The sequence below is a fragment of the Paracoccaceae bacterium genome (genome assembly GCA_019454225.1).
GTDB lineage: Bacteria > Pseudomonadota > Alphaproteobacteria > Rhodobacterales > Rhodobacteraceae.
Genome location: CP075370.1, coordinates 913,042 through 936,251, shown reverse-complemented (window position 1 = coordinate 936,251; position 23,210 = coordinate 913,042). Strand labels below are relative to the sequence as shown.

At 66.3% G+C, this 23,210-nt stretch carries 19 protein-coding genes; 13 read left to right on the top strand and 6 right to left on the bottom strand.

From position 1 onward, the window contains the following. Position 1: 1 nt before the first annotated feature. The 5 genes from KF887_04455 to tssA all read right to left on the bottom strand — a co-directional run bounded on the left by KF887_04455 (position 2) and on the right by tssA (position 4,774). Positions 2-808, bottom strand: coding sequence for a virulence protein SciE type (locus KF887_04455; protein ID QYK42381.1), 807 nt, complete (start codon positions 806-808; stop codon positions 2-4). An 89-nt stretch (positions 809-897) separates the two neighbouring features. Beyond that, on the bottom strand, positions 898-1,443 hold the full coding sequence (locus KF887_04450; GenBank protein ID QYK42380.1) for a type VI secretion system tube protein Hcp: 546 nt from the start codon (positions 1,441-1,443) through the stop codon (positions 898-900). Positions 1,444-1,624: 181 nt separating this feature from the next. Further along, positions 1,625-3,118 carry a type VI secretion system contractile sheath large subunit gene (tssC, locus tag KF887_04445; protein ID QYK42379.1) on the bottom strand — a complete coding sequence of 498 codons (1,494 nt, stop codon included), beginning with the start codon at positions 3,116-3,118 and terminating at the stop codon, positions 1,625-1,627. 3 nt (positions 3,119-3,121) lie between these two features. Continuing rightward, entirely contained in the window at positions 3,122-3,634 is a 513-nt protein-coding gene (gene tssB, locus KF887_04440) for a type VI secretion system contractile sheath small subunit (GenBank protein QYK42378.1), read from the bottom strand. A 63-nt stretch (positions 3,635-3,697) separates the two neighbouring features. Then, a complete protein-coding gene (gene tssA, locus KF887_04435) occupies positions 3,698-4,774 on the bottom strand; it encodes a type VI secretion system protein TssA (protein QYK42377.1) in 1,077 nt (358 codons plus the stop codon). A gap of 218 nt (positions 4,775-4,992) precedes the next feature. Between tssA and KF887_04430 the strand changes: the two genes are divergently transcribed. The 7 genes from KF887_04430 (at position 4,993) to phbB (ending at position 15,365) form a co-directional block, all read left to right on the top strand. Next, positions 4,993-5,376 carry a hypothetical protein gene (locus KF887_04430; GenBank protein QYK42376.1) on the top strand — a complete coding sequence of 128 codons (384 nt, stop codon included), beginning with the start codon at positions 4,993-4,995 and terminating at the stop codon, positions 5,374-5,376. Between the two features lie 21 nt (positions 5,377-5,397). Further along, positions 5,398-6,483 carry a hypothetical protein gene (locus KF887_04425; GenBank protein QYK42375.1) on the top strand — a complete coding sequence of 362 codons (1,086 nt, stop codon included), beginning with the start codon at positions 5,398-5,400 and terminating at the stop codon, positions 6,481-6,483. Between the two features lie 148 nt (positions 6,484-6,631). Then, positions 6,632-9,964, top strand: a complete 3,333-nt coding sequence (locus KF887_04420; GenBank protein ID QYK42374.1) for a transglutaminase family protein — start codon at positions 6,632-6,634, stop codon at positions 9,962-9,964. A gap of 56 nt (positions 9,965-10,020) precedes the next feature. Continuing rightward, positions 10,021-12,360 (top strand): circularly permuted type 2 ATP-grasp protein, encoded by a 2,340-nt coding sequence (locus KF887_04415; GenBank protein ID QYK43433.1) that lies wholly within the window; start codon positions 10,021-10,023, stop codon positions 12,358-12,360. Beyond that, positions 12,360-13,241 carry a transglutaminase family protein gene (locus KF887_04410; GenBank protein ID QYK42373.1) on the top strand — a complete coding sequence of 294 codons (882 nt, stop codon included), beginning with the start codon at positions 12,360-12,362 and terminating at the stop codon, positions 13,239-13,241. The genes KF887_04415 and KF887_04410 overlap by 1 nt, the downstream gene beginning before the upstream one ends. 140 nt (positions 13,242-13,381) lie before the next feature. Further along, the gene (locus tag KF887_04405) at positions 13,382-14,554 is read left to right on the top strand and encodes an acetyl-CoA C-acetyltransferase (GenBank protein QYK42372.1); all 1,173 of its coding nucleotides are present in this window, start codon (positions 13,382-13,384) and stop codon (positions 14,552-14,554) included. An 85-nt stretch (positions 14,555-14,639) separates the two neighbouring features. Further along, entirely contained in the window at positions 14,640-15,365 is a 726-nt protein-coding gene (gene phbB / locus KF887_04400; protein ID QYK42371.1) for an acetoacetyl-CoA reductase, read from the top strand. A gap of 44 nt (positions 15,366-15,409) precedes the next feature. Here the strand turns inward: phbB and KF887_04395 are convergent, their stop codons facing one another. Continuing rightward, on the bottom strand, positions 15,410-15,946 hold the full coding sequence (locus KF887_04395; GenBank protein ID QYK42370.1) for a TlpA family protein disulfide reductase: 537 nt from the start codon (positions 15,944-15,946) through the stop codon (positions 15,410-15,412). A gap of 22 nt (positions 15,947-15,968) precedes the next feature. On the opposite strand from KF887_04395, the gene argH reads away from it, so the two are divergent. The 6 genes from argH (at position 15,969) to KF887_04365 (ending at position 23,166) form a co-directional block, all read left to right on the top strand. Next, positions 15,969-17,372, top strand: coding sequence for an argininosuccinate lyase (argH, locus tag KF887_04390; protein ID QYK42369.1), 1,404 nt, complete (start codon positions 15,969-15,971; stop codon positions 17,370-17,372). Between the two features lie 164 nt (positions 17,373-17,536). Further along, positions 17,537-17,863, top strand: a complete 327-nt coding sequence (locus KF887_04385; GenBank protein ID QYK42368.1) for a DUF2834 domain-containing protein — start codon at positions 17,537-17,539, stop codon at positions 17,861-17,863. Between the two features lie 155 nt (positions 17,864-18,018). Continuing rightward, complete coding sequence (locus KF887_04380; GenBank protein ID QYK42367.1) at positions 18,019-19,056, top strand: TRAP transporter substrate-binding protein; 1,038 nt, start codon at positions 18,019-18,021, stop codon at positions 19,054-19,056. Positions 19,057-19,091: 35 nt separating this feature from the next. Further along, the gene (locus tag KF887_04375) at positions 19,092-19,679 is read left to right on the top strand and encodes a TRAP transporter small permease (GenBank protein ID QYK42366.1); all 588 of its coding nucleotides are present in this window, start codon (positions 19,092-19,094) and stop codon (positions 19,677-19,679) included. Further along, a complete protein-coding gene (locus tag KF887_04370) occupies positions 19,676-20,986 on the top strand; it encodes a TRAP transporter large permease (GenBank protein QYK42365.1) in 1,311 nt (436 codons plus the stop codon). The genes KF887_04375 and KF887_04370 overlap by 4 nt, the downstream gene beginning before the upstream one ends. 260 nt (positions 20,987-21,246) lie before the next feature. Continuing rightward, positions 21,247-23,166, top strand: coding sequence for a polysaccharide biosynthesis protein (locus tag KF887_04365; protein QYK42364.1), 1,920 nt, complete (start codon positions 21,247-21,249; stop codon positions 23,164-23,166). Positions 23,167-23,210 lie beyond the last annotated feature (44 nt).

The following is a 23,210-nucleotide window of genomic DNA, read 5'->3' as shown; positions in this document are numbered from 1 at the left end:
CTCATGTCGCCCCGTCGGCCTGCTGATCGACCACCAGGTTGCGCAGGTCCATCAGTGCGGTGTCGCCGGCGTCCGTGGCAAGAAGCCGTTGGCCGATGCCCGTGAACGCGCCACCGCCTGCCTCGGCCCAGTCGGTCGCACGGGCAAGCTTGTGCGCCGCCGTGCCGCGTTCGGCAGTTCCGGCGTATCGCGTCGGCAACAGCGCCACGATGTCGCCGCCGTTCTTCAGGATGATGTTCACCGGCGTCCAGACGCAATCGCGCAGGTCGCGAGGTTCGTCAGCCGTGATCTTTGCGACAGCGTTGAACGGCATCCAGAAATAGCGGCCGTTCACGACCGCCTCCAGCACCGGGCCCAGCCGCATGTCGGCGTCTGCCACCCATTCGAACCTTTCGCCGTTCAGTGTTCCGGTCACCGCAGGCGCCGCGTCGAAGGCACGGTCACGCAATGTGGCGGCTTCATCGGCACGACCGGCCGCAAGGGCCTTCATCGCCTCGACCAGCAACGCCACCCATTCCTGCGGTTCGCCGAATACCAGCGGATCCTTCTCGCCGGCAAACACCTTCTCGCGATAGACCTCGCAGATGATCGCCTCGCGGTAGGTCTGGGCCATCGGCGTGGCCATCTGGTCAAGCTCGGCCGAAACCTTCAACTGCGTGATCGCGCGCTTCCAGTCGCCCATCACGCAGAGCAACTGAAACAGGAAGATGCGCAGCTTCGGGTCAGCCGGGCGTGAACGGACATCCGCCTGAAGTGCGGAGAGGGCGGCGTCGATGTCGCCCGACTTAAGAAACTCTTCGGCGCGCATGACTGACCGTTCCCGTTGGCAGGGGTCGCCGCGCGGGGGCGGCAGAGGACAGGGTGCGGCGCCCCGGCGGGGCGCCGCACCGTCCGGCATCAGGCCACCGACAGAGTCGCCTGGTTCTTGACGCGGCTCCAGCGGGTAACCTTGTCGTTGTTCATCTTGCCCTTGGCGGTCTGCGGCTTGTAGGTCACCTCGATCGCACCATACTGGAAGATCACGGTTTCTTCGCAGATATCGTCACCGTCCGAGCCCGACCAGCTGATGTCCTGGACCATCACCAGACGGAACTCGAACTTCATGAACACGCCACCCGAGACGGTCGTCGATTCACCCGACCGGCGAAGTTCGATGATCAGGTCGTCAAAGTGCTTGCCGGTCACGAGCGCGTGGAACAGGCCGCAGGAGGCGCTGTCGGTCTTCTTCGTGATCGTGAATTCCTTGAACGTCGCCTTGCCGGCACCGCCGCCCGAGGTGATCGACCCGATGTTGATCGTGTTCTCGGCGCCAAGTTCGAACGAGATGATCTCGAACGCACCCTTGTCCTTGTAGGTGCTGTCCTGCGTCTCGCCGGGGATGCCGCCCTTGTCCACGGGTTCCTTGCTGTGGGTGGGCGAGTAGACAAATGCGTCAAACGACATGTGCAGTCTCCTTTGCTGGTTTGACCGGGGCGCGGCCCTTCCGTTCCCCGGTGCCTGCGCCCGCTATCGGGCCTCGGCTTTCAATAGACCCCTTCCGGGGCCATTCCTTGCTGCGACCGCCGCCGGAAACCGGCTGGCGACCACGTTTTCAATCGCGCCCGAGACCCCGGGCGCCCCCGGATCACCCTTTCTCGGTGGGCAATTTCGATACGAGCCGCAGCGAGATGGACAGACCCTCAAGCTGATAGTGCGGCCGCAGGAAGAACTTCGACGTGTAGTAGCCCGGGTTCCCCTCGACCTCTTCCACCACGACCTCTGCGGCGGCGAGCGGACGGCGCGCCTTTTCCTCGTCGGGCGAGGATCCGGCGGCGAAGTCCACATACTGGTTGATCCAGGTCTGCAGCCAGGACTGCATGTGCTCGCGCGAGGCATAGGTCCCGATCTTGTCGCGCACGATGCACTTCAGGTAGTGCGCGAAGCGGCAGGTGGCGAAAAGATAGGGCAGGCGCGCAGCGAGGTTCGCGTTCGCGGTCGCATCCGGATCGGTGTATTCGGCCGGCTTGTGCAGCGACTGCGCGCCGATGAAGGCCGCGAGGTCGGTGTTCTTGCGGTGGATCAGCGGCATCATGCCGTTCTTGGCCAGTTCGGCCTCGCGGCGGTCCGAGATCGCGATTTCCGTGGGGCATTTCTGATCCACGCCGCCGTCGTCGGTGGGGAACGTGTGCGACGGAAGACCTTCGACCGCGCCGCCCGATTCCACACCCCGGATGCGCGAGCACCAGCCATACAGCTTGAAGCTGCGGTTGATGTTCACCGCCATGCCATAGGCCGCGTTCACCCAGTTGTACTTGTCGGACACCGCACCCTCGGTGTCCTCTTCGAAATCGAACTCCTCGACGGGCATCGTCTTGGCGCCATAGGGCAGACGACCCAGGAACCGGGGCATCGCAAGGCCGATGTACTTCGAGTCGTCGCTTTCCCGCAGGCTGCGCCAGGCGGCATACTCGGGCGTCTGGAAGATCTTGGTCAGGTCACGCGGGTTGGCAAGCTCGGACCAGCTGTCCATCTGGAACAGCGTCGGCTCCGCGCCAGTGATCAGCGGCGCATGGGCGGCGGCCGCGATCTTGGCCAGCTCGCCCAGCAATTCCACGTCGGGCGGCGAATGGTCGAAGTAGTAGTCGGCGATCAGCGTGCCATAGGGTTCGCCACCGAACTGGCCGAACTCCTCCTCATAGACCTTCTTGAACAGCGGCGACTGATCCCATGCCGTTCCCTTGAACTTGCGAAGCGTCTTGGACATCTCTTTCTTCGAGATGTTCAGGACGCGGATCTTCAGCATCTCGTCGGTTTCGGTGTTGTTCACCAGGTAATGCAGGCCACGCCAGGCGCTTTCCAGCTGCTGGAAATCCGGGTGGTGCATGATCAGGTTGACCTGCTCGGTCAGCTTCTTGTCGATCTCGGCGATGATCGACTCGATCGACCGCAGCGCGTCATTGGAAATCAGCGCCGTGTTTTCAAGCGCCTGCTGGGCCAGGGTCTTCACCGCCTGTTCGATGGCCGACTTCGCCTGATCCGACTTCGGCCGGAACTCCTTCTGCAGGAGCGATGCGAACTCGGACGAACCGAAGGCGGTTTCGGTTGCGGCGGCGGCGCCTTGCGTTGCGGCTTCGGCCATGAGTTACCCCTTGTCTTCTTCGGCTTTGGGCGCGGGCGCGGCGGCAAGCGCCGACAGCAGAGCCGGGTCCTGGATGATCTGGTTCAGCAGGTTCTCGGCGCCCGACTTCCCATCCATGTAGGTCATCAGGTTCGACAACTGCGTACGGGCTTCGAACAGCTTCTTCAGCGGCTCGACCTTGCGGGCGATGGCGCCCGGGCTGAAATCGTCCATGCTCTCGAAGGTGATGTCCACCATCATGTTGCCTTCGCCCGTCAGCGTGTTCGGCACGGTAAACGCGGCGCGGGGCTTCATCGACTTCATCCGGTCGTCGAAGTTGTCGACGTCGATCTCAAGGAACTTGCGGTCCGCGACACCCGGCTGCGGCACCTCGGACTTGCCCGACAAGTCCGACATGACACCCATGACGAACGGCAGCTGCACCTTCTTCTCGGCGCCATACAGCTCGACATCGTACTCGATCTGCACCCTTGGCGCCCGGTTGCGGGCGATGAATTTCTGCGAACTGCCAGCCATCATATGCTCCCTGAAACTGGATCGGGGTTCTGTTCAGACCATGCCGCCATTGCAGCCCCTCGGTCAATCGTCCTCATCTTCGTCCTTCAGCCCCGCGATCATATAGACCATGTCCTTGCCATCCGGCGCCATGTCTTTGATGATGGACACGAAATCAGTCCCGACCAGCCGCTTTGCCCGCGCAAGGATCAGCGGCACCGGGCTCGACGGCTCGGCACGCTGGTAGTAGGCGATCAGCCGGTCGATCGTATTGCGAACGTCCTGCGGCCCGTTGATCGCGCCCGGCGCCGACACGGGCCCGGGCGCGCGCCCACCGGCGGGGGCCGATGCGCCGCCACCGGCAAACCCCTCACCATCACCCGCGCCGCCATCTTCGGCTGCATCCTCGTCCGCCTGCTCTGCCTCGCCCGCAACCCCATAGGACGAGAATTTTTCCTTTATCTGCCGCAGAATGCGGATCAGCGGATCAAGCTCCGGCCCACGTCCGGGCACCTTGTCATCGAACACCGCCGAAATCGCGCGCACATCGCCAAGGGCGGAGTCAACCGCCGCCATCAATCCGGCCAGCCACTCCTCGCTGGTATCCTGGAACGCGCCGTTGATTGCCGAGGCTTCGGGCGGATTGTCCATCCCCGATGGCGGGGCCATGTCGCCCTCGGCAATCATGATGTCCCGCAACGAGAAGCGGCCGAAGGCCCGGCTTTCGGTCAGCTGCGCCTGGCGGATGGCCCGCAGCACATTGTCAGGGTCCGCAAGCGCCACGACGGCGTTCACGCGCATCGTCGGATCGTCGTCATCATCCGCATCAAGCTGCGGATGGCATGTGTCCCAATATTCATCCAGCATCCAGCGGATGAATGCGGTGCAATCGGCGAACCCCTTCAGCCCCTCGAGCGCCAGAAGGGTTGGCGCAAGGAAGATCGCAGCCCGCAGGTCATGGCTGCGGCTCAGCACCTCCTTGGCATGGGCCATGACCTCCTTGTGGTCGGGGCCTGACGCAGGCGTGATCGAGTCGCCGAACTGCTGTTCGTCGGAAGACTGCGCCGCCAGTTCCAGCGAAATGAACGCCGGATCATACTCGAGGTTCTCGCCACTCGGCTCGTCGTCGCCGTGACTGGTCCGATAGGAGGAAAAGTCCATCAAAGTCTCGCAACAATCTCAACGACATCGCAAGGAAGCACGTCGCCTTTCGGGACGTTAGCAGAACGGTCGTACCAATCCAGCCCTTTTTGTCGCGCGGGGCGGCCGTTGCGTCAAGCTTCGTGAGTGATGCTGCGCGACGAAGCTTGACCGGTGGCCCGTCTTGGCGTCATCCTGACCGCGTTGATTGAAGCATTTTCCCGATGAAGGGGGCCCGCATGGCCGAAGATGGCGAGGGTGAAGACGAAGGCGGCGAACTTGCGCTGGATCGCACAGGCCTGAAGAAGTTCGTCAAGATCGCGCGCAACAAATCCCTGACGTTTGCCTTCTGCCCGGCGTCAGGCCAGGATGAGCCGCTGTTCACGGTCCACCGCCGCAAGAAGCCCGACATACTGGGCAAGATGGCGCGAAAAGAGGCAGAGCAGACAAAGTATGCCTGCGGAACGATGACGGTGGACGGGAAGACGCTGGTCCTGACCTGTGACAGGGTGGTGCCTGGCATGGACAAGAAGCTGGCCAAGATGCTGCGCAAGATGAAGGTGCCGCTCGAGGTCAAGATCATGGCCGCCGGCAGCGGAGGCGGCGAGGCCAGCGTGGCATGACGCTGACCCGGGAGGCGGTGGATGCGGGACGGTGAACAGGACACGTCTGAGTATGTCGTCCACGGCGACGAACTGAAAAAGGTGGTCCGGCTCGGCCGGCGGCGGCCGATGCCCTTTGCCTTCTGCCCGTCGCTGGCCGATGACATCAGCCTGTTCGCGACACACCGCAAGCGCAAGCCCGAGATGATCGCCCGCGCCACCCGCCGCGACAGCGGCCAGACCAAGGTGGCCTTCGGAACCTTCGTGATCACAGGCAAGACCATGGTGCTTACCTGCACCAAGGAACTGCCGGCAATCGCCAAGAAGCTGAAGAAACACATGCGCAGCGAGCGGTTGCCACTGAACATCCGCGTGCTCGACCAGCTGGGCCGCGAGATCGAGGCCGACATCGACGACGATGATGACGGTGAGGACATCTGGGGTCCGGACGACGATGACGATGACGACGCGCCTGCTCGACGGTCGCGCAAGCCGAAGGCGCGCGCGCGCGGTGACAGGTTCGGGGCGCGGGTGGCCGTGATCCGCCCGCCGATTCTGGCCGCAGGCGGCACCCGTGGAGACCGGCTGCGCGATCTGCTGTCGGCTGCGCTTCAGGCGCATGAGGATGGCCATCGCGACAAGGCCGAGTCGCTCGTCACCCGGCTGGAGGACGAGGTGCGCGCGCTGATGAACTCGTCGGACCGCCCGCAGGTCGCGATGCCCAATCCTGCCACCGCTGCCCGCGCGCGCGTTCGGTCGGATGACGAGGACGCCGACGACGATGACGATGACGAGGAGTACGACGACGCGGAGGAGCAGGACGACGACGAGGCGATGGAGGAAGGCGCGGCCCCTGAACCCGCCGCACCCCGCCGCCCGGCGGGCAGGACGCCCCGCGAGGATCCGGCGGGCGCCTTGCGGCTTGCACGCCGGCTGTCGGCGCTCCGCCACCGCGCTGCGGCGATCGAGGGCGAACCGGCACGGCGCATCCTGGCGGCACTGACGCTCGCGGCGCGCGCCCTGCGTTCCGGCGACGTGGACAGCGCAGAAGAGGCAGCGGCACGCATCGAACCGGCCCTTGCGCGCGTCGAGGCGCAGGCCGCGTCACAGGGGGTCTCTTCGTCCTGATCCGCCTGCCGGGTTTTCCGGCGCTGCGCCCGCATGATGCCTCTGGATCAGGCAGGCCGGGCCTGAACGTCAGCCTCGGCACTGGCGAGGGCGGGCGATGTGTGCAAGCTTCTGCGCGAACCGATCCGCCGAAGGACTGACCCCGCACATGTCGATCAAGGCCGCGCTCTACCACCTGACGCATTACCGCTATGACCGGCCTGTGGTCCTGGGGCCGCAGGTCATCCGGCTGCGTCCGGCGCCGCAGGGCAAGACCCGGGTGATCAGCCACAGCCTCAAGGTTGGCCCGCAGCCGCATTTCGTGAATCACCAGCAGGACCCCTACGGAAACTGGCTGGCGCGGTTCGTGTTTCCGGAACCGGTGCGCGAACTGAAGATCGAGGTCGATCTTGTTGCCGACATGTCGGTGTACAACCCCTTCGACTTCTTCGTGGAAGATGCCGCGAAGGACTGGCCGTTCGAATACCCCGCCGATCTGGCGGACGACCTGTCGATCTATCGCAAGCCCGATGCCGCAGGCCCGATGCTGCGCGATTTCATCGCCGCGATACCCCGAGGTGAAACCGGCACGGTCGATTTCCTGGTGGGTCTGAACCGCCACATCTCGCAGTCCATCGGCTACATCATCCGTATGGAACCGGGGGTCTACACGCCCGAGGAATGCCTGGGCCATGGCAAAGGGTCGTGTCGTGATTCCTCGTGGCTGCTCGTGCAGGTGCTGCGGCACCTGGGGTTCGCGGCGCGCTTCGTGTCCGGCTATCTGATTCAGCTGAAACCAGACCTGAAGGCGCTAGACGGCCCCAGCGGGACCGAGGTCGATTTCTGCGACCTGCATGCCTGGGTCGAGGTATATCTGCCCGGCGCAGGCTGGGTGGGCATGGACCCGACCAGCGGCCTGTTGACGGGCGAGTCGCACATTCCCCTGGCCGCCACGCCGCATTACCGGAATGCGGCCCCGATCAGCGGGATGGCCAGCTTTGCCGAGGTCGATTTCGGCTTTGACATGCGGGTGACGCGGGTGGCTGAACACCCGCGCATTACCAAACCCTTCAGCGACGACGCATGGGATGCGCTCAATGCACTGGGGCACAAGGTGGATGCGGCCCTTGCGGCGGGCGACGTGCGACTGACGATGGGGGGCGAACCGACCTTTGTCTCCATCGACGATTTCGAGTCCGCCGAATGGAACACGGCCGCCGTGGGGCCGACCAAGCGTCATCTTGCCGACCGCCTGATCCGCCGCCTGCGCAACCGGTTCGCGCCGGGGGGCTTTCTGCACTACGGGCAGGGCAAGTGGTATCCGGGCGAAACCCTGCCACGCTGGACGTTCAGCCTGTACTGGCGGGCGGATGGGCAACCCGTCTGGCAGAACCCCGACCTAATCGCGCAGGAAGGAGCCGATACCGGTGCAGCCGCCCTGGACGCGCAGGAATTGCTGCGCGAGATCGCGGCCGAACTGCAGGTCGAGGAAGACTGCATCCTGCCCGCATTCGAGGACCCGGCCACATGGCTGGTGCGCGAGGCGAACCTGCCCGCAAACGTCACACCTGCGAATTCCAGGCTCAAGGACCCCGAGGAACGCCATCGCCTTGCCACCGTGTTCAACCGGGGCCTGAGCGAACCAGCGGGGTTCATCCTGCCGATCCAGTCGTGGCAGGGCCGCAGCACGGGACGCCGCTGGCGGACCGAGAAATGGCGGCTGCGGCGGGGGCACATGTTTCTTGTTCCGGGCGACAGCCCCGTGGGGTATCGCCTGCCGCTGGAAAGCCTGCCCTGGGTGCCCGCCTCCAGCTATCCCTACATCAACCCGACCGACCCGACGGTGGACCGCGCGCCCCTGCCTGCACCGCCGCCCATCGACGCGCAACGCCGCACCCAGCCGATGGCCAGTTTCGTGGCCAGTGGCGAACAGGGCGCGCAGGTGCAACAGGGCAGCCCGGTGATGGAAGTTGACGGCTACATCCGCACCGCCCTTTCGGTGGAACCGCGCGACGGGCGGCTGTGCGTGTTCATGCCCCCGGTGGTCACGCTGGAGGATTACCTTGACCTGCTTCACGCCGCCGAGGCCGCGGCCACCCGTCTCGGCCTGAAGGTGCATATCGAGGGCTACGCCCCCCCCCATGACCCGCGCCTCAGCGTGATCCGCGTGGCCCCCGACCCCGGCGTGATCGAGGTGAACATCCACCCCGCGCATACGTGGGATGACTGCGTCGCCACCACCGAGGCGATCTATGAAGAGGCGCGGTTGTGCCGGTTGGGGGCCGACAAGTTCATGATCGACGGTCGCCACACCGGCACGGGCGGGGGCAACCATGTGGTGGTGGGCGGAGCCACACCGAATGACTCACCCTTCCTGCGCCGGCCCGACCTGCTGAAATCGCTGATCCTGCACTGGAACCGCCATCCCAGCCTGTCCTACCTGTTCGCAGGCCTGTTCATCGGCCCCACGTCCCAGGCCCCGCGGATCGACGAGGCCCGGCACGACGCGCTGTATGAGGCCGAGATTGCCTTGGCCCATATCGCCCCGCCCGGGCAGGGCCAGCACCTTTTCCCATGGACTGTAGACCGCTTGCTGCGCAACATCCTGACCGATGTCACCGGCAACACCCACCGCGCCGAGATCTGCATCGACAAGCTGTATTCCCCCGACGGGCCGACAGGACGGCTTGGTCTGGTCGAGTTCCGCGGGTTCGAGATGCCGCCCAATGCGCGGATGTCGCTGGCCCAGCAACTGCTGATCCGGGCGCTCGTCGCGCGGTTCTGGGCGGCGCCGATCGACGGCCCGCTGACCCGCTGGGGCACCGCGCTGCACGACCGGTTCATGCTGCAGCACCATGTCTGGGCCGATTTCCTTGATGTCCTCACGGATCTGCGCGCCCATGGGTTCGACCTGTCGCCCGAATGGTTCCAGGCGCTGGCCGAGTTCCGCTTTCCCTTCTGCGGCGAGGTTCAGGCCGAGGGCGTGCATCTGGATCTGCGGCAGGCACTGGAACCCTGGCATGTGCTGGGCGAGACCGGGGCCATCGGCGGCACCGTGCGCTATACCGACAGTTCGACCGAACGGCTTCAGGTCAAGCTGACGGCCGCCGATACCGGCCGCTACACCGTCACCTGCAACCGCCGCACCCTGCCGCTGCGCGATGCCGGGAACGGGGTGTCTGTTGCCGCGGTGCGCTACAAGGCGTGGCAGCCGGCCAGTGCCCTGCATCCGACCATCGCCCCGCATGCACCCCTGACCTTCGACATCTACGATACCTGGTCGGGCCGCGCGATCGCGGGCTGCGTCTATCACGTCGCCCACCCCGGCGGACGGAACTACGACACCTTTCCGGTCAATGGCAACGAGGCCGAGGCGCGAAGGCTTGCGCGCTTTGCGGCCCACGGGCATTCGCCGCAGAGCTACGTCCCGCTGCGCGAATCGCCGCATCCCGAGTTTCCGATGACGCTGGACTTGCGGCGGCCGGCGGCGCTCTGGTCGTGACCGAAAGCCGCAAATCGGCAGGAACGGCGGACAGCACCGCCGCGCTGGCCCGGCTGATGGACGGCTATGCGCCCCTGCCCGGCGTCGCAGATGAGGTCTTCGCGCCGGATGGCACCCTGCGCCCAGTCTGGCAACCGTTCCTGACCGCGCTTGCCTCGCTCCCCGACGCGCAGCGAAACGCGAGTTTCGCACGCGGCACCCAGTACCTTCGCGATGCAGGCGTGTTCTTCCGGCACTATGGACCCGAAGGCTCGACCGAGCGGGAATGGCCGCTTTCGCCGGTGCCGGTCATCATCTCGGAGCGCGAATGGGCGGGAATCGAGACCGGCCTGGTGCAGCGGGCCGATCTGCTCGAATCCGTCATGGCCGATCTCTATGGCCAGGCACGGCTGGTTGCCGAAGGGCACCTGCCCGCAACCGTCGTGGCGCGCAATGGCGAATGGCTGCGTCCGATGACCGGCATCGTGCCGAAGGGCGGCCATTTTCTGCATTTCATCGCCTTCGACATCGCCCGCAACCCGGATGGAACCTGGTTCGTTCTGGGTGACCGCGTCCAGGCGCCATCGGGTGCAGGCTTCGCCCTGGAGAACCGCGTGGCAACCAGCCGCATCTTTCCCGAGGTGTTCCAGAGATCGAACGTGCACCGTCTGGCAGGGTTCTTCCGGGCCTTTCGCGATGCGCTCGAAGGGCTGCGCCGTCACGACGGCGCGCGCCCCGGAATCCTCAGCCCCGGCCCGTTGAACGACACCTATTTCGAACATGCCTACATCGCGCGCTACCTTGGATTTGCCCTGCTGGAAGGCGAGGACCTGACGGTGCAGGACGGGCAGGTCATGGTGCGCACGATCGAGGGGCCGCGCCCCGTCGACGTGCTCTGGCGCCGGATGGATGCGGGCTTTGCCGATCCGCTGGAACTTGATCCGAAATCTCGCATCGGCACGCCGGGCCTTGTCGGCGCGATCCGGCGCGGCAATCTGGCCATGGTGAACGCGCTCGGCTCTGGCCTGCTGGAAACGCGCGCCTTCCTGGCTTTCCTTCCGCGCATCGCAAGGGCCCTGCGTGGCGAACCCCTGGACATGCCGAATGTCGCGACCTGGTGGTGCGGACAGGCAGCCGAGCGGAGGCATGTGGCCACCAACATCTCGCGGATGACCATCGCCCCCGCCCTGTCCAACCGTCTGCCGTTCGAGACGGACCATCCCGCGGTGCCCGGCGATGCCGACCTGCCGCTGGCCGAATGGCTTGCGCGCGATGGCGAGGCACTGGTCGGACAGGAACGTGTTCGCCTCTCCACCACACCTGTCTGGACCGAGGATGGCCTGCGCCCGCGACCGATGAGCCTGCGCGTGTTTCTTGCCCGCATCGGCGACGGCTGGATCGTGATGAAAGGCGGCTATGCCCGGATCGGCCGAAGCGACGACGCAAGCGCGATCGCGATACAGGCTGGCGGCACGGTCGCCGACGTCTGGGTTGTCGGATCGGCCGCCGTCCCCCGGGACAGCATGGTCGGCGCACCGGGCACGCGGCCGTTCCGGGCGGCGTTGCCGGCGCGGGCGGCCGACAACCTGTACTGGCTGGGCCGGTATGTGGAGCGGGCCGAGGTGGCGACGCGCCTGACCCGCGCCTGGCACCTGCGCAGCGCCGAAAGTGGCACCGAGGGGGCTGCGGTCACGCCGCTGCTGACCGCACTGACGGAACATCTGGCATCGCAGGGTATCGAACCCGAAGCGGGATTCGCCGAGGCGGTGGCCGACCGCATCGACCACGCCCGCGCCTGCGCCGGACGTCTGCGCGATCGCTTTTCGGCCGACGGCTGGCAGGCGCTGAACGACCTGTCGGCGCTTGCCGACAGCATGCAGGGGACGGCGCGGGGTGACGACGCGGCGCGGTCGCTTTCAGTTGTGCTGCGCCGGGTCGCGGGGCTGGCCGGTCTCGTGCATGAAAACATGTATCGTTCGATGGGCTGGCGGTTCCTGACCATGGGGCGCGCCCTGGAACGCGCCGATGCCATGGCATCGGCCATGGCCCGCTTCGCCGACCCGGAAGCGCCCGAGGGCGCGCTCGACCTGCTGGTGGAACTGGGCGACAGCGTCATGACGCACCGCCGGCGCTTTCCGGTCGGGGTGGGGCGCGACACGGTGGTGGACCTTCTGGCGCTCGACGACGACAATCCCCGCTCGATCCTCTGGCAACTTGCGGAACTGCGCGATCAGATCGGACGTCTGCCCGGGCTTGGCGGCGACGGCCCCATGGAGCCGCTTCCGCGTGAAATCCTGCTGCTGCACACCGGGCTGGCGGTGCAGTCGCCCGGCGGGATCGGCACCGCAGAACTTGCAACGCTGCGCAAGGGTCTGGCCCGATTGTCCGATCTGGTCGGGCAAAGGTACTTTTCCTGATGATCTATGATCTCACGGCGCGCATCCGCTACGACTATCATCCCCCGGCGGCGGCAGGGCGGAACCTGTTGCGGCTGATGCCAGCCGACCTGCCGGGACGGCAGCGGCTGGTGGCCGGGCAGATATCGGCGCGGCCCGCCGCCGCCGAGCGCGCCGACAGGGTGGATTTCTTCGGGACCCGGGTGACCGAAATGGTCCACCGCACCCCTGCCGCTTTCACGGAATTTGTCCTGCGTGCCCGGGTCGAACGTTTCGATGATCGCGCCGGGTTGAACCTGTCACCGCCACTGCACGAACTGGCGGTCGACATCGCGGCCGACCGCAGCCTGTCGGGCGACGCACCGCACCATTTCCTTGGCCCGTCACCGCGCGTGCCGAGCAGCGAACCCATTTCCGCATTCGCCGCCGAAACCGTCAGCCCGGATGCCACGGCACGCGACGCCGTCGCGGAATTCGGTCGTGCCATACATGAGGCGATGGCCTTCGATCCGGCGGCAACGACGGTGGACACCGCTCCGGAAGAGGCCTTCGCGCAACGGCGTGGCGTCTGCCAGGATTTTGCCCATGTGATGATCGCGGGACTGCGCAGCCTGGGTGTTCCGGCCGGCTATGTCTCGGGATTCCTGCGGACCGTGCCGCCGCCAGGGCAATCCAGGCTGGAAGGTGCTGACGCCATGCATGCCTGGGTGCGCGCCTGGTGCGGCGCCGAGACAGGCTGGATCGAGTACGATCCGACAAACGCCTGCGCGGCGGGCGACGGCCATGTGATCGTCGGCTATGGACGCGACTATGACGATGTGGCCCCGGTGCACGGCGTGCTGCGGCTGTCCGGCGGCCGGACGAGCATTCAGAAGGTCGACACGCGCCCGTTGCGGGGCTGACCCGGCGCCATGCACCGGTTGCATGACCCTGCGGCAATCGCTGCACCGCAGAAACCTTGCTTTTCGGACCCTGCCCCCGTAAGCCCGGGCGCGAGGGAGGCGGGGGTGTCCCCCGCCCGGAAACGGGAAAGGACCGGCACATGACCAATGTGGTGATCGTTTCGGCGGCGCGCACCGCCGTCGGCAGCTTCAACGGGGCCTTCGCGAACACGCCCGCCCACGATCTTGGCGCGGCGGTGATCGAGGCGGTGGTGGCCCGTGCGGGCGTGGACAAGGCAGACATCGAAGAGACGATCCTCGGTCAGGTGCTGACCGCCGGGCAGGGCCAGAACCCCGCTCGCCAGGCCCACATCAAGGCGGGCCTCGCCAAGGAAGCCAGCGCGTGGTCGCTGAACCAGGTCTGCGGTTCGGGCCTGCGGGCCGTGGCACTGGGCGCACAGCATGTGCAGCTGGGCGATGCGGCGATCATTGTGGCCGGCGGCCAGGAAAGCATGAGCCTGTCGCCTCACGTCGCGCATCTGCGGGCAGGCCAGAAGATGGGCGACCTCAACTTCATCGACTCGATGATCAAGGACGGGCTCTGGGACGCCTTCAACGGCTACCACATGGGCCAGACGGCCGAGAACGTCGCGAACCAGTGGCAGATCAGCCGCGACATGCAGGACGAATTTGCGCTGGCCAGCCAGAACAAGGCCGAGGCCGCGCAGAAGGCTGGCAAGTTCAAGGACGAGATCGCGCCCTTCACCGTCAAGACCCGCAAGGGCGATGTGGTGGTGGACCAGGACGAATACATCCGCCATGGCGCCACGATCGACGCCATGACCAAGCTGCGCCCGGCGTTCGTGCGGGACGGCTCGGTGACCGCCGGCAACGCTTCGGGGCTGAATGACGGCGCCGCAGCCGTGATGCTGATGTCCGAGGCAGAGGCCGCGAAGCGGGGCCTGAAACCGCTGGTGCGCATCGCGTCTTATGCAACCGCAGGGCTTGACCCCTCGATCATGGGCGTCGGCCCGATCCATGCCAGCCGCAAGGCACTGGCCAAGGCAGGCTGGAAGGTCGGCGATCTGGACCTGGTCGAGGCCAACGAAGCCTTCGCCGCCCAGGCCTGCGCGGTCAACAAGGACATGGGCTGGGACCCCGCGATCGTGAACGTGAACGGCGGCGCCATCGCCATCGGGCATCCCATCGGCGCCTCGGGTGCGCGCATCCTGAACACGCTGATCCACGAAATGATCCGCCGCGACGCAAAGAAGGGTCTGGCGACGCTGTGCATCGGCGGCGGAATGGGCGTGGCGCTCTGCGTAGAACGCTGATCGCGATTGCGGGCGCAATGATCTTGCGCCCGCGAACCCCGATATCTAACGATATTGCCTGAACCATTCTCGTGGAGGAGAACGCATGTCCAAAGTCGCCCTGGTCACCGGGGGCTCGCGCGGTATCGGCGCGGCCATTTCCATCGCCCTCAAGAACGCCGGCTATACCGTTGCCGCGAACTATGCAGGCAACGACGCGGCGGCTGCGGCCTTCACCGCGGAGACCGGTATCAAGACCTACAAGTGGTCGGTTGCCGACTATGACGCCTGCAAGGCGGGCATCGCGCAGGTCGAGGCGGATCTGGGTCCGGTCGCGGTTCTGGTGAACAATGCAGGCATCACCCGCGACGCCATGTTCCACAAGATGACCCCGCAGATGTGGAAAGAGGTGATCGACACCAACCTGTCGGGCCTCTTCAACATGACCCATCCGCTTTGGACGGGCATGCGTGACCGCAAGTTCGGACGGGTCGTCAACATCTCGTCGATCAACGGCCAGAAGGGCCAGGCAGGCCAGGCGAACTACTCGGCGGCCAAGTCGGGCGATCTGGGCTTCACCAAGGCCCTGGCGCAGGAAGGCGCGCGGGCCGGGATCACGGTGAACGCGATCTGCCCGGGCTACATCGGCACGGAAATGGTGCGCGCCATCGACGAGAAGGTGCTGAACGAACGCATCATCCCGCAGATACCCGTGGGTCGCCTGGGTGAACCCGAGGAAATCGCGCGGATCGTGGTGTTCCTGGCATCCGATGACGCAGGGTTCATCACCGGATCGACCATCAGCGCGAACGGCGGTCAGTTCTTCGTCTGACGCGATCGGCAGCGGGGGGCACGCCCCCCGACGCATGCGAAGGCTCAGTCTCGCAGCGCCGCCAGAACCGCCGCGGCGTCGGGCGACGCCCAGTCGGCATCGCCCGTCAGTCGCGCGACCTCCTGGCCTTCGGGGTTCAGGATCAGCGTGACGGGCAGGCCCAGGATGCCCAGCTGCCGGGCAAGCGCCGATTTCGGATCGCGCAGCGCGGGCAGGTGCGTGATCGCGGTTTCGGCCCAGAACCGTTCGATTGCCGGTGGCGGGTTCCGGCCGGTGGCAACCGTGACCACCGGCTGCCCGGTGGCCGCCAGCGCGTCAAGCGACGGCATCTCGTGACGGCACGGCGCGCACCACGTCGCCCAGAAGTTCACCACCACCCATTCCCCGCGCCATTCGGCAAGACTGCGGGGTGCATCGTCCAGCATCACCAGCGTGACCTCGGGCAGGTCGCGCGGGGTCTCGTGGATCACCAGCTTGCGCATGTCGCCCGCCCGCACCGCCTCGGCCGCCGCGCGATCGGCGACCGCCGGGGTAGCCCCTGCAAGTGCGATTGTGTAGAGAGCCGCCAGAAAAACCCGCATGTAACCTCCGAAGGCCGCAGCCATGACCGACAAGACCGACGCGAATGCCATGTGGGGCGGGCGTTTCGCCGCCGGACCGGACGCGATCATGCAGGCGATCAACGCCTCGATCGGGTTCGACCGGCGGCTCGCGCCGCAGGACATCGCGGGCAGCCGTGCGCATGCGGCGATGCTGGCCGCCTGCGGCATCCTGAGCGATAGCGATGCCGAGGCCATCGGGGAAGGGCTGCTCACCGTCTTGTCAGAGATCGAGGGCGGCACGTTCCCGTTCCGTGTGGAATACGAAGACATCCACATGAATGTGGAGGCCCGGCTGAAAGAGATCATCGGCGCACCGGCCGGCCGACTGCATACGGCGCGGTCGCGCAACGACCAGGTTGCGGTCGATTTCCGTCTGTGGGTGCGTGACCAGTGCGACGCAGCGGTGTCGGGGATCGAGGCGCTGATGCGTGCCTTCCTTGCGCAGGCCGAAGCCGGGGCAGACTGGCCGATGCCGGGCTTCACCCATCTGCAGACGGCGCAGCCGGTGACCTGGGGCCATCACATGATGGCATATGTGGAAATGCTGGCGCGCGACCGGGGCCGGTTCGCCGATGCACGCACGCGGATGAACGAGTGCCCGCTGGGTGCCGCCGCGCTGGCGGGCACAGGCTTTTCCATCGACCGGGGCATGACCGCCGCCGCGCTCGGCTTCGACCGGCCGACGGCCAACAGCCTCGACTCCGTCAGCGACCGCGATTTCGCGCTGGAATTCCTGTCGGCGGCAAGCATCTGCGCCATGCACCTGTCGCGCTTTGCCGAAGAGCTGGTGATCTGGTCGTCCGCGCAGTTCCGCTTCGTTCGGCTGTCAGACCGCTGGACGACCGGAAGCAGCATCATGCCGCAGAAGAAGAACCCCGACGCGGCCGAGTTGCTGCGTGCCAAGCTCGGGCGCATCCTTGGCGCGACGGTCGCACTGTTCACGGTGATGAAGGGACTGGCCCTGACCTATTCCAAGGACATGCAGGAAGACAAGGAACAGGTGTTCGACGCGGCCGACAACCTGATGCTGGGGCTGGCTGCGATGACGGGCATGGTGGCCGACATGCAGGCGAACCGCCCGGCGCTGTCCGCCGCCGCCGGGGCCGGATTCTCGACCGCCACCGACCTTGCCGACTGGCTGGTTCGCGAACTTGGCCTTCCATTCCGCGATGCCCATCACGTGACCGGAACGCTGGTGGCCCGGGCCGAGGCAAGGGGATGCGATCTGCCCGACCTCACCCTGGCCGAGATGCAGGCGGTTCACGCCGCGATCACGGAAGATGTCTTCGGCGTGCTGGGAGTGGAAAACTCGATCCGTTCGCGCACCTCCTACGGCGGAACGGCGCCGATCCGCGTGCGCGAGCAGATCGCGCGGTGGCAGGCAGCGCTCTCGCAGGGCAAGTAGGGCCACGAACCTGAAAGCAAGACCGAGGTAAAGATGCCGAAGATTCTGATAGCTGCCCTGCTCCTGGCTGCCTGTGGCGCCGACGGCCCGCCCGTCGCGCCCGCCAAGAAAGCCGACGGTGTCACCATTTCGGGCGACGCCCGTGTGGGCGTGGTCCTGGCGGAATGACAGCGCTGCGGTGGGTCTGGCTGGGTCTGGCCATCTGGGGTGCGGTGCATCCGATGGCCTGGTTCCTGACCCACATGCGCGAGACGGGCACGGGCCTGTCCGGTCTGATCGACGCATGGTATGTCAATGCGTCAACAACCGGCCTGACCTGGGATCTGACAATTGCCGCCATCGCCCTGACCGTCTGGGCGGTGGCCGAGGCACAGGCGCGGCGTGACCGGTTGCTGCTGCTGGTCATTCCCGCAACGTTCTGCATCGGGGTCAGTTGCGGCTTGCCCCTGATGCTGTTCCTGCGCAGCCGCCCGCGTCACCCGGCCCGCTGAATCACCGGCCACACCGTCGGGGGGCATAAGCGCGCGGGCATGGATGCGCGTGTGAAATTCAGTGTATGCCTGATACGACCCGTGGCAGAACTGCACGTACAAGGGCGCCGGGCAGAACCTGCCGCAAGGCGCCATGACACAAAGGGAGGATGACCATGACGATGAAACGCAGAACGGCGCTCGGCTTCGGGCTGGCGATCGCGCTCGGCACGCTGGCGGGCATGCCCGCCGCCGCGCAGGAGGTCACGCTGAAGATGGCCTATTTCCTGCCGGCGCAGGCGCCCGTGCCGACGCGGGTGCTGAACGTCTGGGCGCAGAACGTCGAATCGCAGTCGGGCGGGCGCATCAAGATCGAGCAGTATCCCGCGATGCAGCTTGGCGGGCGTCCTGCCGACCTCATTGACCAGGTGACCGATGGTGTCGCCGACATCGTATGGACCCTGCCGGGCTATACCCCCGGCCGGTTCCCGCAGTCAGAGGTGTTTGAACTGCCCTTCCTGATGACCGATGCCGAAAGCCACGCCCGGGCGATGTGGGAACTGGGCGAAAGCCGGTTCTTCGCCGGCGAGTTCAAGGATGTGAAGGTGATCGGGCTGTTCTGCCATGGCCCCGGCCTGATCCACTCGAAAACCCCCATCGTCACCACGGCCGACCTGCGGGGCGTCAAGCTGCGGGCGCCGACCCGGGTGACGAACAAGATGGTCGAGACGCTGGGCGCGACGGCGGTCGGCATGCCCGTGCCCGCCGTGGCAGAGTCACTCTCGAAGGGGGTCATCGACGCCACCATCATACCGTGGGAAGTGACAGGCGCCGTGAAATCCTCGGAGCTGGTGAAGAACCACACCGAATTTCCGGGCGCGCCGCTTTACACCTCGGTATTCCTGATGGCGATGAACAAGGATGTGTACGACCGGCTGCCCGACGACCTGAAGGCGGTGATCGACGCGAACTCCGGCGCGGAGTTTTCGGCCTTCGCCGCCCGCGAAAGCCAGGCGGCGGACGAACCGGCCCGGGCCGCGACACTGGCGATGGGCAACAACATCATCGAACTGACGCCTGACCAGATTGCCGAGTGGAAAGCCGCAGCACAGCCGACCGTGGAAGCCTGGGTCGCCGAGATCACGGCCACCGGCGTGGACGGCGCGGCGCTGCTGGCAGAGGCGCAGGCCGCCATCGCAAGGCACGCGAAGTAGGCAAGGGGGGGCGGGCGCTCGCCCTCCGTTTCGCCATGGCGCGAATCGTCGATCTGGTCGCCCGGGGCATGGCGGGCGCGGGGGGGCTTGTCCTTGTCGCGCTCGTCCTTGTCACTTGCCTGTCGGTGCTCGGGCGCGGGCTCGCGACGCTGGCCTGGTCGGACTGGCTGGGCGCCGCCGCGCCAGGTGCCGCCTCGGCGCTCGCGTCGCTGGGCCTCGGTCCGGTGAAGGGCGATTTCGAACTGGTGGAGTCGGGCATCGCCTTTGCCATCTTCGCCTTCCTGCCGTGGTGCCAGTTGCGGTCGGGCCATGCCACGGTGGACCTGTTCACCGCTCGCCTGCCCCCGCGCGCGGGCCTGTGGCTGACCGCCTTCTGGGAAGTGGTCTTTGCCGCCGTGCTGGTGTTCATCGCCTGGCGGCTTGAGGACGGGATGCAGGGCAAGATCCGCAATGGCGAAACCACCTTCCTGCTGCAGTTCCCGGTCTGGTGGGCCTACGCGGCCAGCCTTGCCGCGGCCAGCGTTGCCGCACTCGTCGGGCTTTATGTCGCCCTGGCGCGCGTGACCACGGCTGCCAGCGGCCGGGTGATCCTGCCACAGGACGATCCGGGGGGCGGGCGTTGAGCAACTTCGAGATCGGGGTCTGGTCGTTTCCCATCCTCCTGCTGATGATATTCGCCCGCGCGCCGATCGGGCTGGCCATGCTGGTCTGCGGACTGGCCGGGATGACCATTGTCACCGGCGGCCCGAACATGATCCTCGCCAAGATGAAGTCGGACAGCTTCGCCACCTTCTCCAGCTACTCGCTGTCGATCATCCCGATGTTCCTGCTGATGGGTCAGTTCGCAACATTGGGCGGGATGAGCCAGGCCCTGTTCAGGGCTGCGGAGTCCTGGCTCGGTCATCGCAAGGGTGGCGTCGCCATGGCCGCAGTGGGGGCCTGTGCCGGATTCGGGGCGATCTGCGGGTCGTCGCTCGCTACGGCTGCGACGATGGGCCAGGTCGCCCTGCCGGAACTGCGCCGCGCGGGCTATGCCGGTGGCATCTCGACCGCCGCGCTTGCCGCGGGCGGTACGCTCGGCATCCTCATCCCGCCTTCGGTGGTGCTGGTCATCTATGCCATTCTGACGGAACAGAACATCGCGAAGCTTTTCCTTGCGGCCTTCGTGCCGGGGGTGCTTGCCGCAGTGGGCTACATGCTGGTGATCGCCCTCTACGTGCGGCTGTATCCGGGAACCGCCGGGCATCGGGACCGCGTGGCATACCCCGAGCGGTTCCGCGCGTTGCTGGCAGTCTGGCCGGTGCTGCTGGTGTTCCTGCTGGTGGTCGGCGGTATCTATGGCGGCTGGTTCACCCCGACCGAGGGCGCTTCGGTCGGTGCGCTCGGCACCGGGCTGATCGCCCTGGCGAACGGCGGGCTGACATTCCGCACCCTGATACAGTCGGTTCTGGCCACGGCACAGTCCACCGCGATGATCTTCTTCATCGTGCTGGGTGCGGCCGTCTACAACGCGTTCCTCGCGTTGACCCAGGTACCGCAGACGCTGTCGGCAACCGTTCTGGCGCAGGGTTTCAGCCCCTGGGCGGTGCTGGTGATCATCCTTGTCTTCTACCTTGTCCTGGGTTGCGTCATGGACAGCCTCTCGATGATCCTGCTGACGATTCCGGTGTTCTTCCCGGTTATCGCCGGACTTGATTTCGGGATGTCGCCCGAGGCCACAGCGATCTGGTTCGGAATCCTGGTGCTGATCGTGGTCGAGGTCGGGCTGATCACGCCGCCGGTGGGGATGAACCTGTTCGTCATCAACACGATGGATCGCCAGACCCCGCTGCCGGAAACCTGGCATGCGGTGCTGTTCTTCGTGGGCTCAGACCTGCTGCGCGTCGTGCTGCTGGTTCTCTTCCCGGGAATCGTGTTGTTCCTCCTGTAGGCGAACAACCCCGAGTTGTGCTGCATTGCAGCGTCACGCCCGACGTTTCGCGCGGCAAACCTGCCTTTTCGTGCGGCATTCCGGCAGAATACCGCCTTTCACGGCGGCAGAGTCCGCAGGAAACTTGCCCGAATCCCTGAACGGCGCTATCGCAGGGGCAGACTCAGATGCAATTGCAGCGTAATACTCGAAGGGTTCGAAGCGATCCTGTGGATCGGGCAGATGGACCAGGATTTCTTGCAGGGGCGTGATTGACACCGATGGCGGCATTCCGGGCCCTCCTGTTCTCGTTGTTCGACCGCCTCTCGCGCTCGCAGAAGCGTGTTCTGCTGCTGGCAATCGATGTGATCTGTGCGCCGCTGGCCCTGCTGCTTGCGGTGTCCGTCGTCTACAGCGCCGTTCCGACCGTGCCCTTCGTCGAACGCATGGCGCTGCAATTTGCCGTGGTGACGCTGCTTGCGACGGTCACATCGCTGGCGCTCGGCCTTCACCGGGTGCAGCTCAAGGCCTACGAATCGCGGGCGATCCTGAACACGGCCTTTGCCTCCGTCCTGCTGACCCTCGGGTTCGGGCTGTCGCTGGCCCAGTTCGGGCCTTTCTTTCCCGGGACCGGCGTGGTCCTGTTCGGGCTGATGGCCTTCCTGCTGTCGGTCACCACGCGGGTGTTGCTGCTGCACCTGCTGCAATGGGTGCTGAGGCTGGGCCAGCCGCGCAAGCGGGTGCTGATCTACGGCGCAGGCAACACCGGGGTCCAGCTTGCCGCGGCGCTTCGCGCGCATCAGAGCATCATGCCCGTGGCCTTCGTCGACGACAACGCGGCGCTGCACGGAATGTCGGTCGCCGGCCTGCGGGTTCACGGATCGGACCGGATCACGCAGATAGCCCGCCGGTTCGACGTGGATCGCGTGATTCTGGCGATGCCTTCGGTTCCGGCACCGCGGCTGGCTCAGGTCGCGCGCCGGATGGGCGAGATCGGGTTGCAGGTGATGTCGGTGCCATCCTTCGCCCAGCTGATCGGCGAGGAGGCTCTGGTCGATTCGCTGACCCCTGTCGTGCCGGGCCGGTTCCTGAACCGCCGCCAGATCGACGGCGTGCTGGCGCCCGCGGCGGGGGCCTACGCCGGGCGCGTGGTCCTGGTCAGCGGCGCGGGCGGATCGGTCGGGTCGGAACTCTGCCGACAGTTGCTGGCCCTCCGGCCAAGGCGGCTGGTGCTGTTCGATGTCAGCGAGATCGCGCTCTACAGCATCGACCGTGAGTTGCGCGAACTGAACGAGGGCCTTGATATCGAGATCGTGCCGGTCCTCGGCTCGGCAACCGATGCCCGGATGGCGCGCATGGTGATGCGCGACAACGCGGTCGAGGTGGTGGTCCACGCCGCCGCCTACAAGCATGTGCCGCTGGTCGAGGCGAACCCGATTGCCGGGCTTGCCAACAACGTGCTTGGCACCCGCACGATGGGCGATGCCGCCAACGAGGCGGGTGTCAAGCGCTTCGTTCTCGTCTCGACGGACAAGGCGGTGCGGCCGACGAACATCATGGGCGCATCGAAACGGCTGGCAGAGCTGGTGATCCAGGATCTCGCCAAACGCTCGTCCGGCTGCGTGTTCTCGATCGTGCGCTTCGGAAACGTGCTGGGCTCGTCGGGATCGGTCGTGCCCCTGTTCAAGGAACAGATCGCCCGCGGCGGTCCCGTGACGCTGACCCACGACGACGTCACACGCTACTTCATGACGATTGCCGAGGCGGTCAAGCTCATCCTGCTGGCGGGATCGTTTGCCGATCCGGCCGAGGGAAGCGGGGGCGATGTCTATGTGCTGGACATGGGCAAACCCGTCCGTATCCGCGACCTTGCCGTGCAGATGATCGAGGCTGCGGGCTGTTCGGTCCGCGACCACGCGAACCCCAACGGCGATATCGAGATCACGGTGATCGGATTGCGGCCCGGCGAGAAACTGCACGAGGAGCTGCTGATCGGCGAGGGGCTTCTGACCACGCCGCATCCCAAGATCCTCCGCGCCGAGGAACGCAGCCTGACCGAACTCAAGATGGCCGCCGCCCTGCGCGCCCTGCGGTCTGCCGTGGCGGTCGGCGACGCCGACGCTGCGCGCTCCGTGGTCAGCGACTATGTCGAGGAATACCACGGCCCCACGGTCCCGCCGCAGGTTGCCGCTTTGCCATAGTGCTGCGCGCAGGCGACGCGGGGCAAGCTTCACCATTGCCGCGC

Coding starts and splice junctions, on each gene's coding strand:
- KF887_04430 (QYK42376.1), top strand. CDS start 4,993: ATGGCCGAAGATGGCGAGGGTGAAGACGAAGGCGGCGAACTTGCGCTG.
- KF887_04395 (QYK42370.1), bottom strand. CDS start 15,946: ATGCGGGTTTTTCTGGCGGCTCTCTACACAATCGCACTTGCAGGGGCT.
- KF887_04380 (QYK42367.1), top strand. CDS start 18,019: ATGACGATGAAACGCAGAACGGCGCTCGGCTTCGGGCTGGCGATCGCG.
- KF887_04405 (QYK42372.1), top strand. CDS start 13,382: ATGACCAATGTGGTGATCGTTTCGGCGGCGCGCACCGCCGTCGGCAGC.
- KF887_04385 (QYK42368.1), top strand. CDS start 17,537: ATGACAGCGCTGCGGTGGGTCTGGCTGGGTCTGGCCATCTGGGGTGCG.
- phbB (QYK42371.1), top strand. CDS start 14,640: ATGTCCAAAGTCGCCCTGGTCACCGGGGGCTCGCGCGGTATCGGCGCG.
- KF887_04420 (QYK42374.1), top strand. CDS start 6,632: ATGTCGATCAAGGCCGCGCTCTACCACCTGACGCATTACCGCTATGAC.
- KF887_04425 (QYK42375.1), top strand. CDS start 5,398: ATGCGGGACGGTGAACAGGACACGTCTGAGTATGTCGTCCACGGCGAC.
- KF887_04365 (QYK42364.1), top strand. CDS start 21,247: ATGGCGGCATTCCGGGCCCTCCTGTTCTCGTTGTTCGACCGCCTCTCG.
- KF887_04375 (QYK42366.1), top strand. CDS start 19,092: ATGGCGCGAATCGTCGATCTGGTCGCCCGGGGCATGGCGGGCGCGGGG.
- tssA (QYK42377.1), bottom strand. CDS start 4,774: ATGGACTTTTCCTCCTATCGGACCAGTCACGGCGACGACGAGCCGAGT.
- KF887_04450 (QYK42380.1), bottom strand. CDS start 1,443: ATGTCGTTTGACGCATTTGTCTACTCGCCCACCCACAGCAAGGAACCC.
- argH (QYK42369.1), top strand. CDS start 15,969: ATGACCGACAAGACCGACGCGAATGCCATGTGGGGCGGGCGTTTCGCC.
- KF887_04415 (QYK43433.1), top strand. CDS start 10,021: ATGGACGGCTATGCGCCCCTGCCCGGCGTCGCAGATGAGGTCTTCGCG.
- KF887_04455 (QYK42381.1), bottom strand. CDS start 808: ATGCGCGCCGAAGAGTTTCTTAAGTCGGGCGACATCGACGCCGCCCTC.
- tssB (QYK42378.1), bottom strand. CDS start 3,634: ATGGCTGGCAGTTCGCAGAAATTCATCGCCCGCAACCGGGCGCCAAGG.
- KF887_04410 (QYK42373.1), top strand. CDS start 12,360: ATGATCTATGATCTCACGGCGCGCATCCGCTACGACTATCATCCCCCG.
- tssC (QYK42379.1), bottom strand. CDS start 3,118: ATGGCCGAAGCCGCAACGCAAGGCGCCGCCGCCGCAACCGAAACCGCC.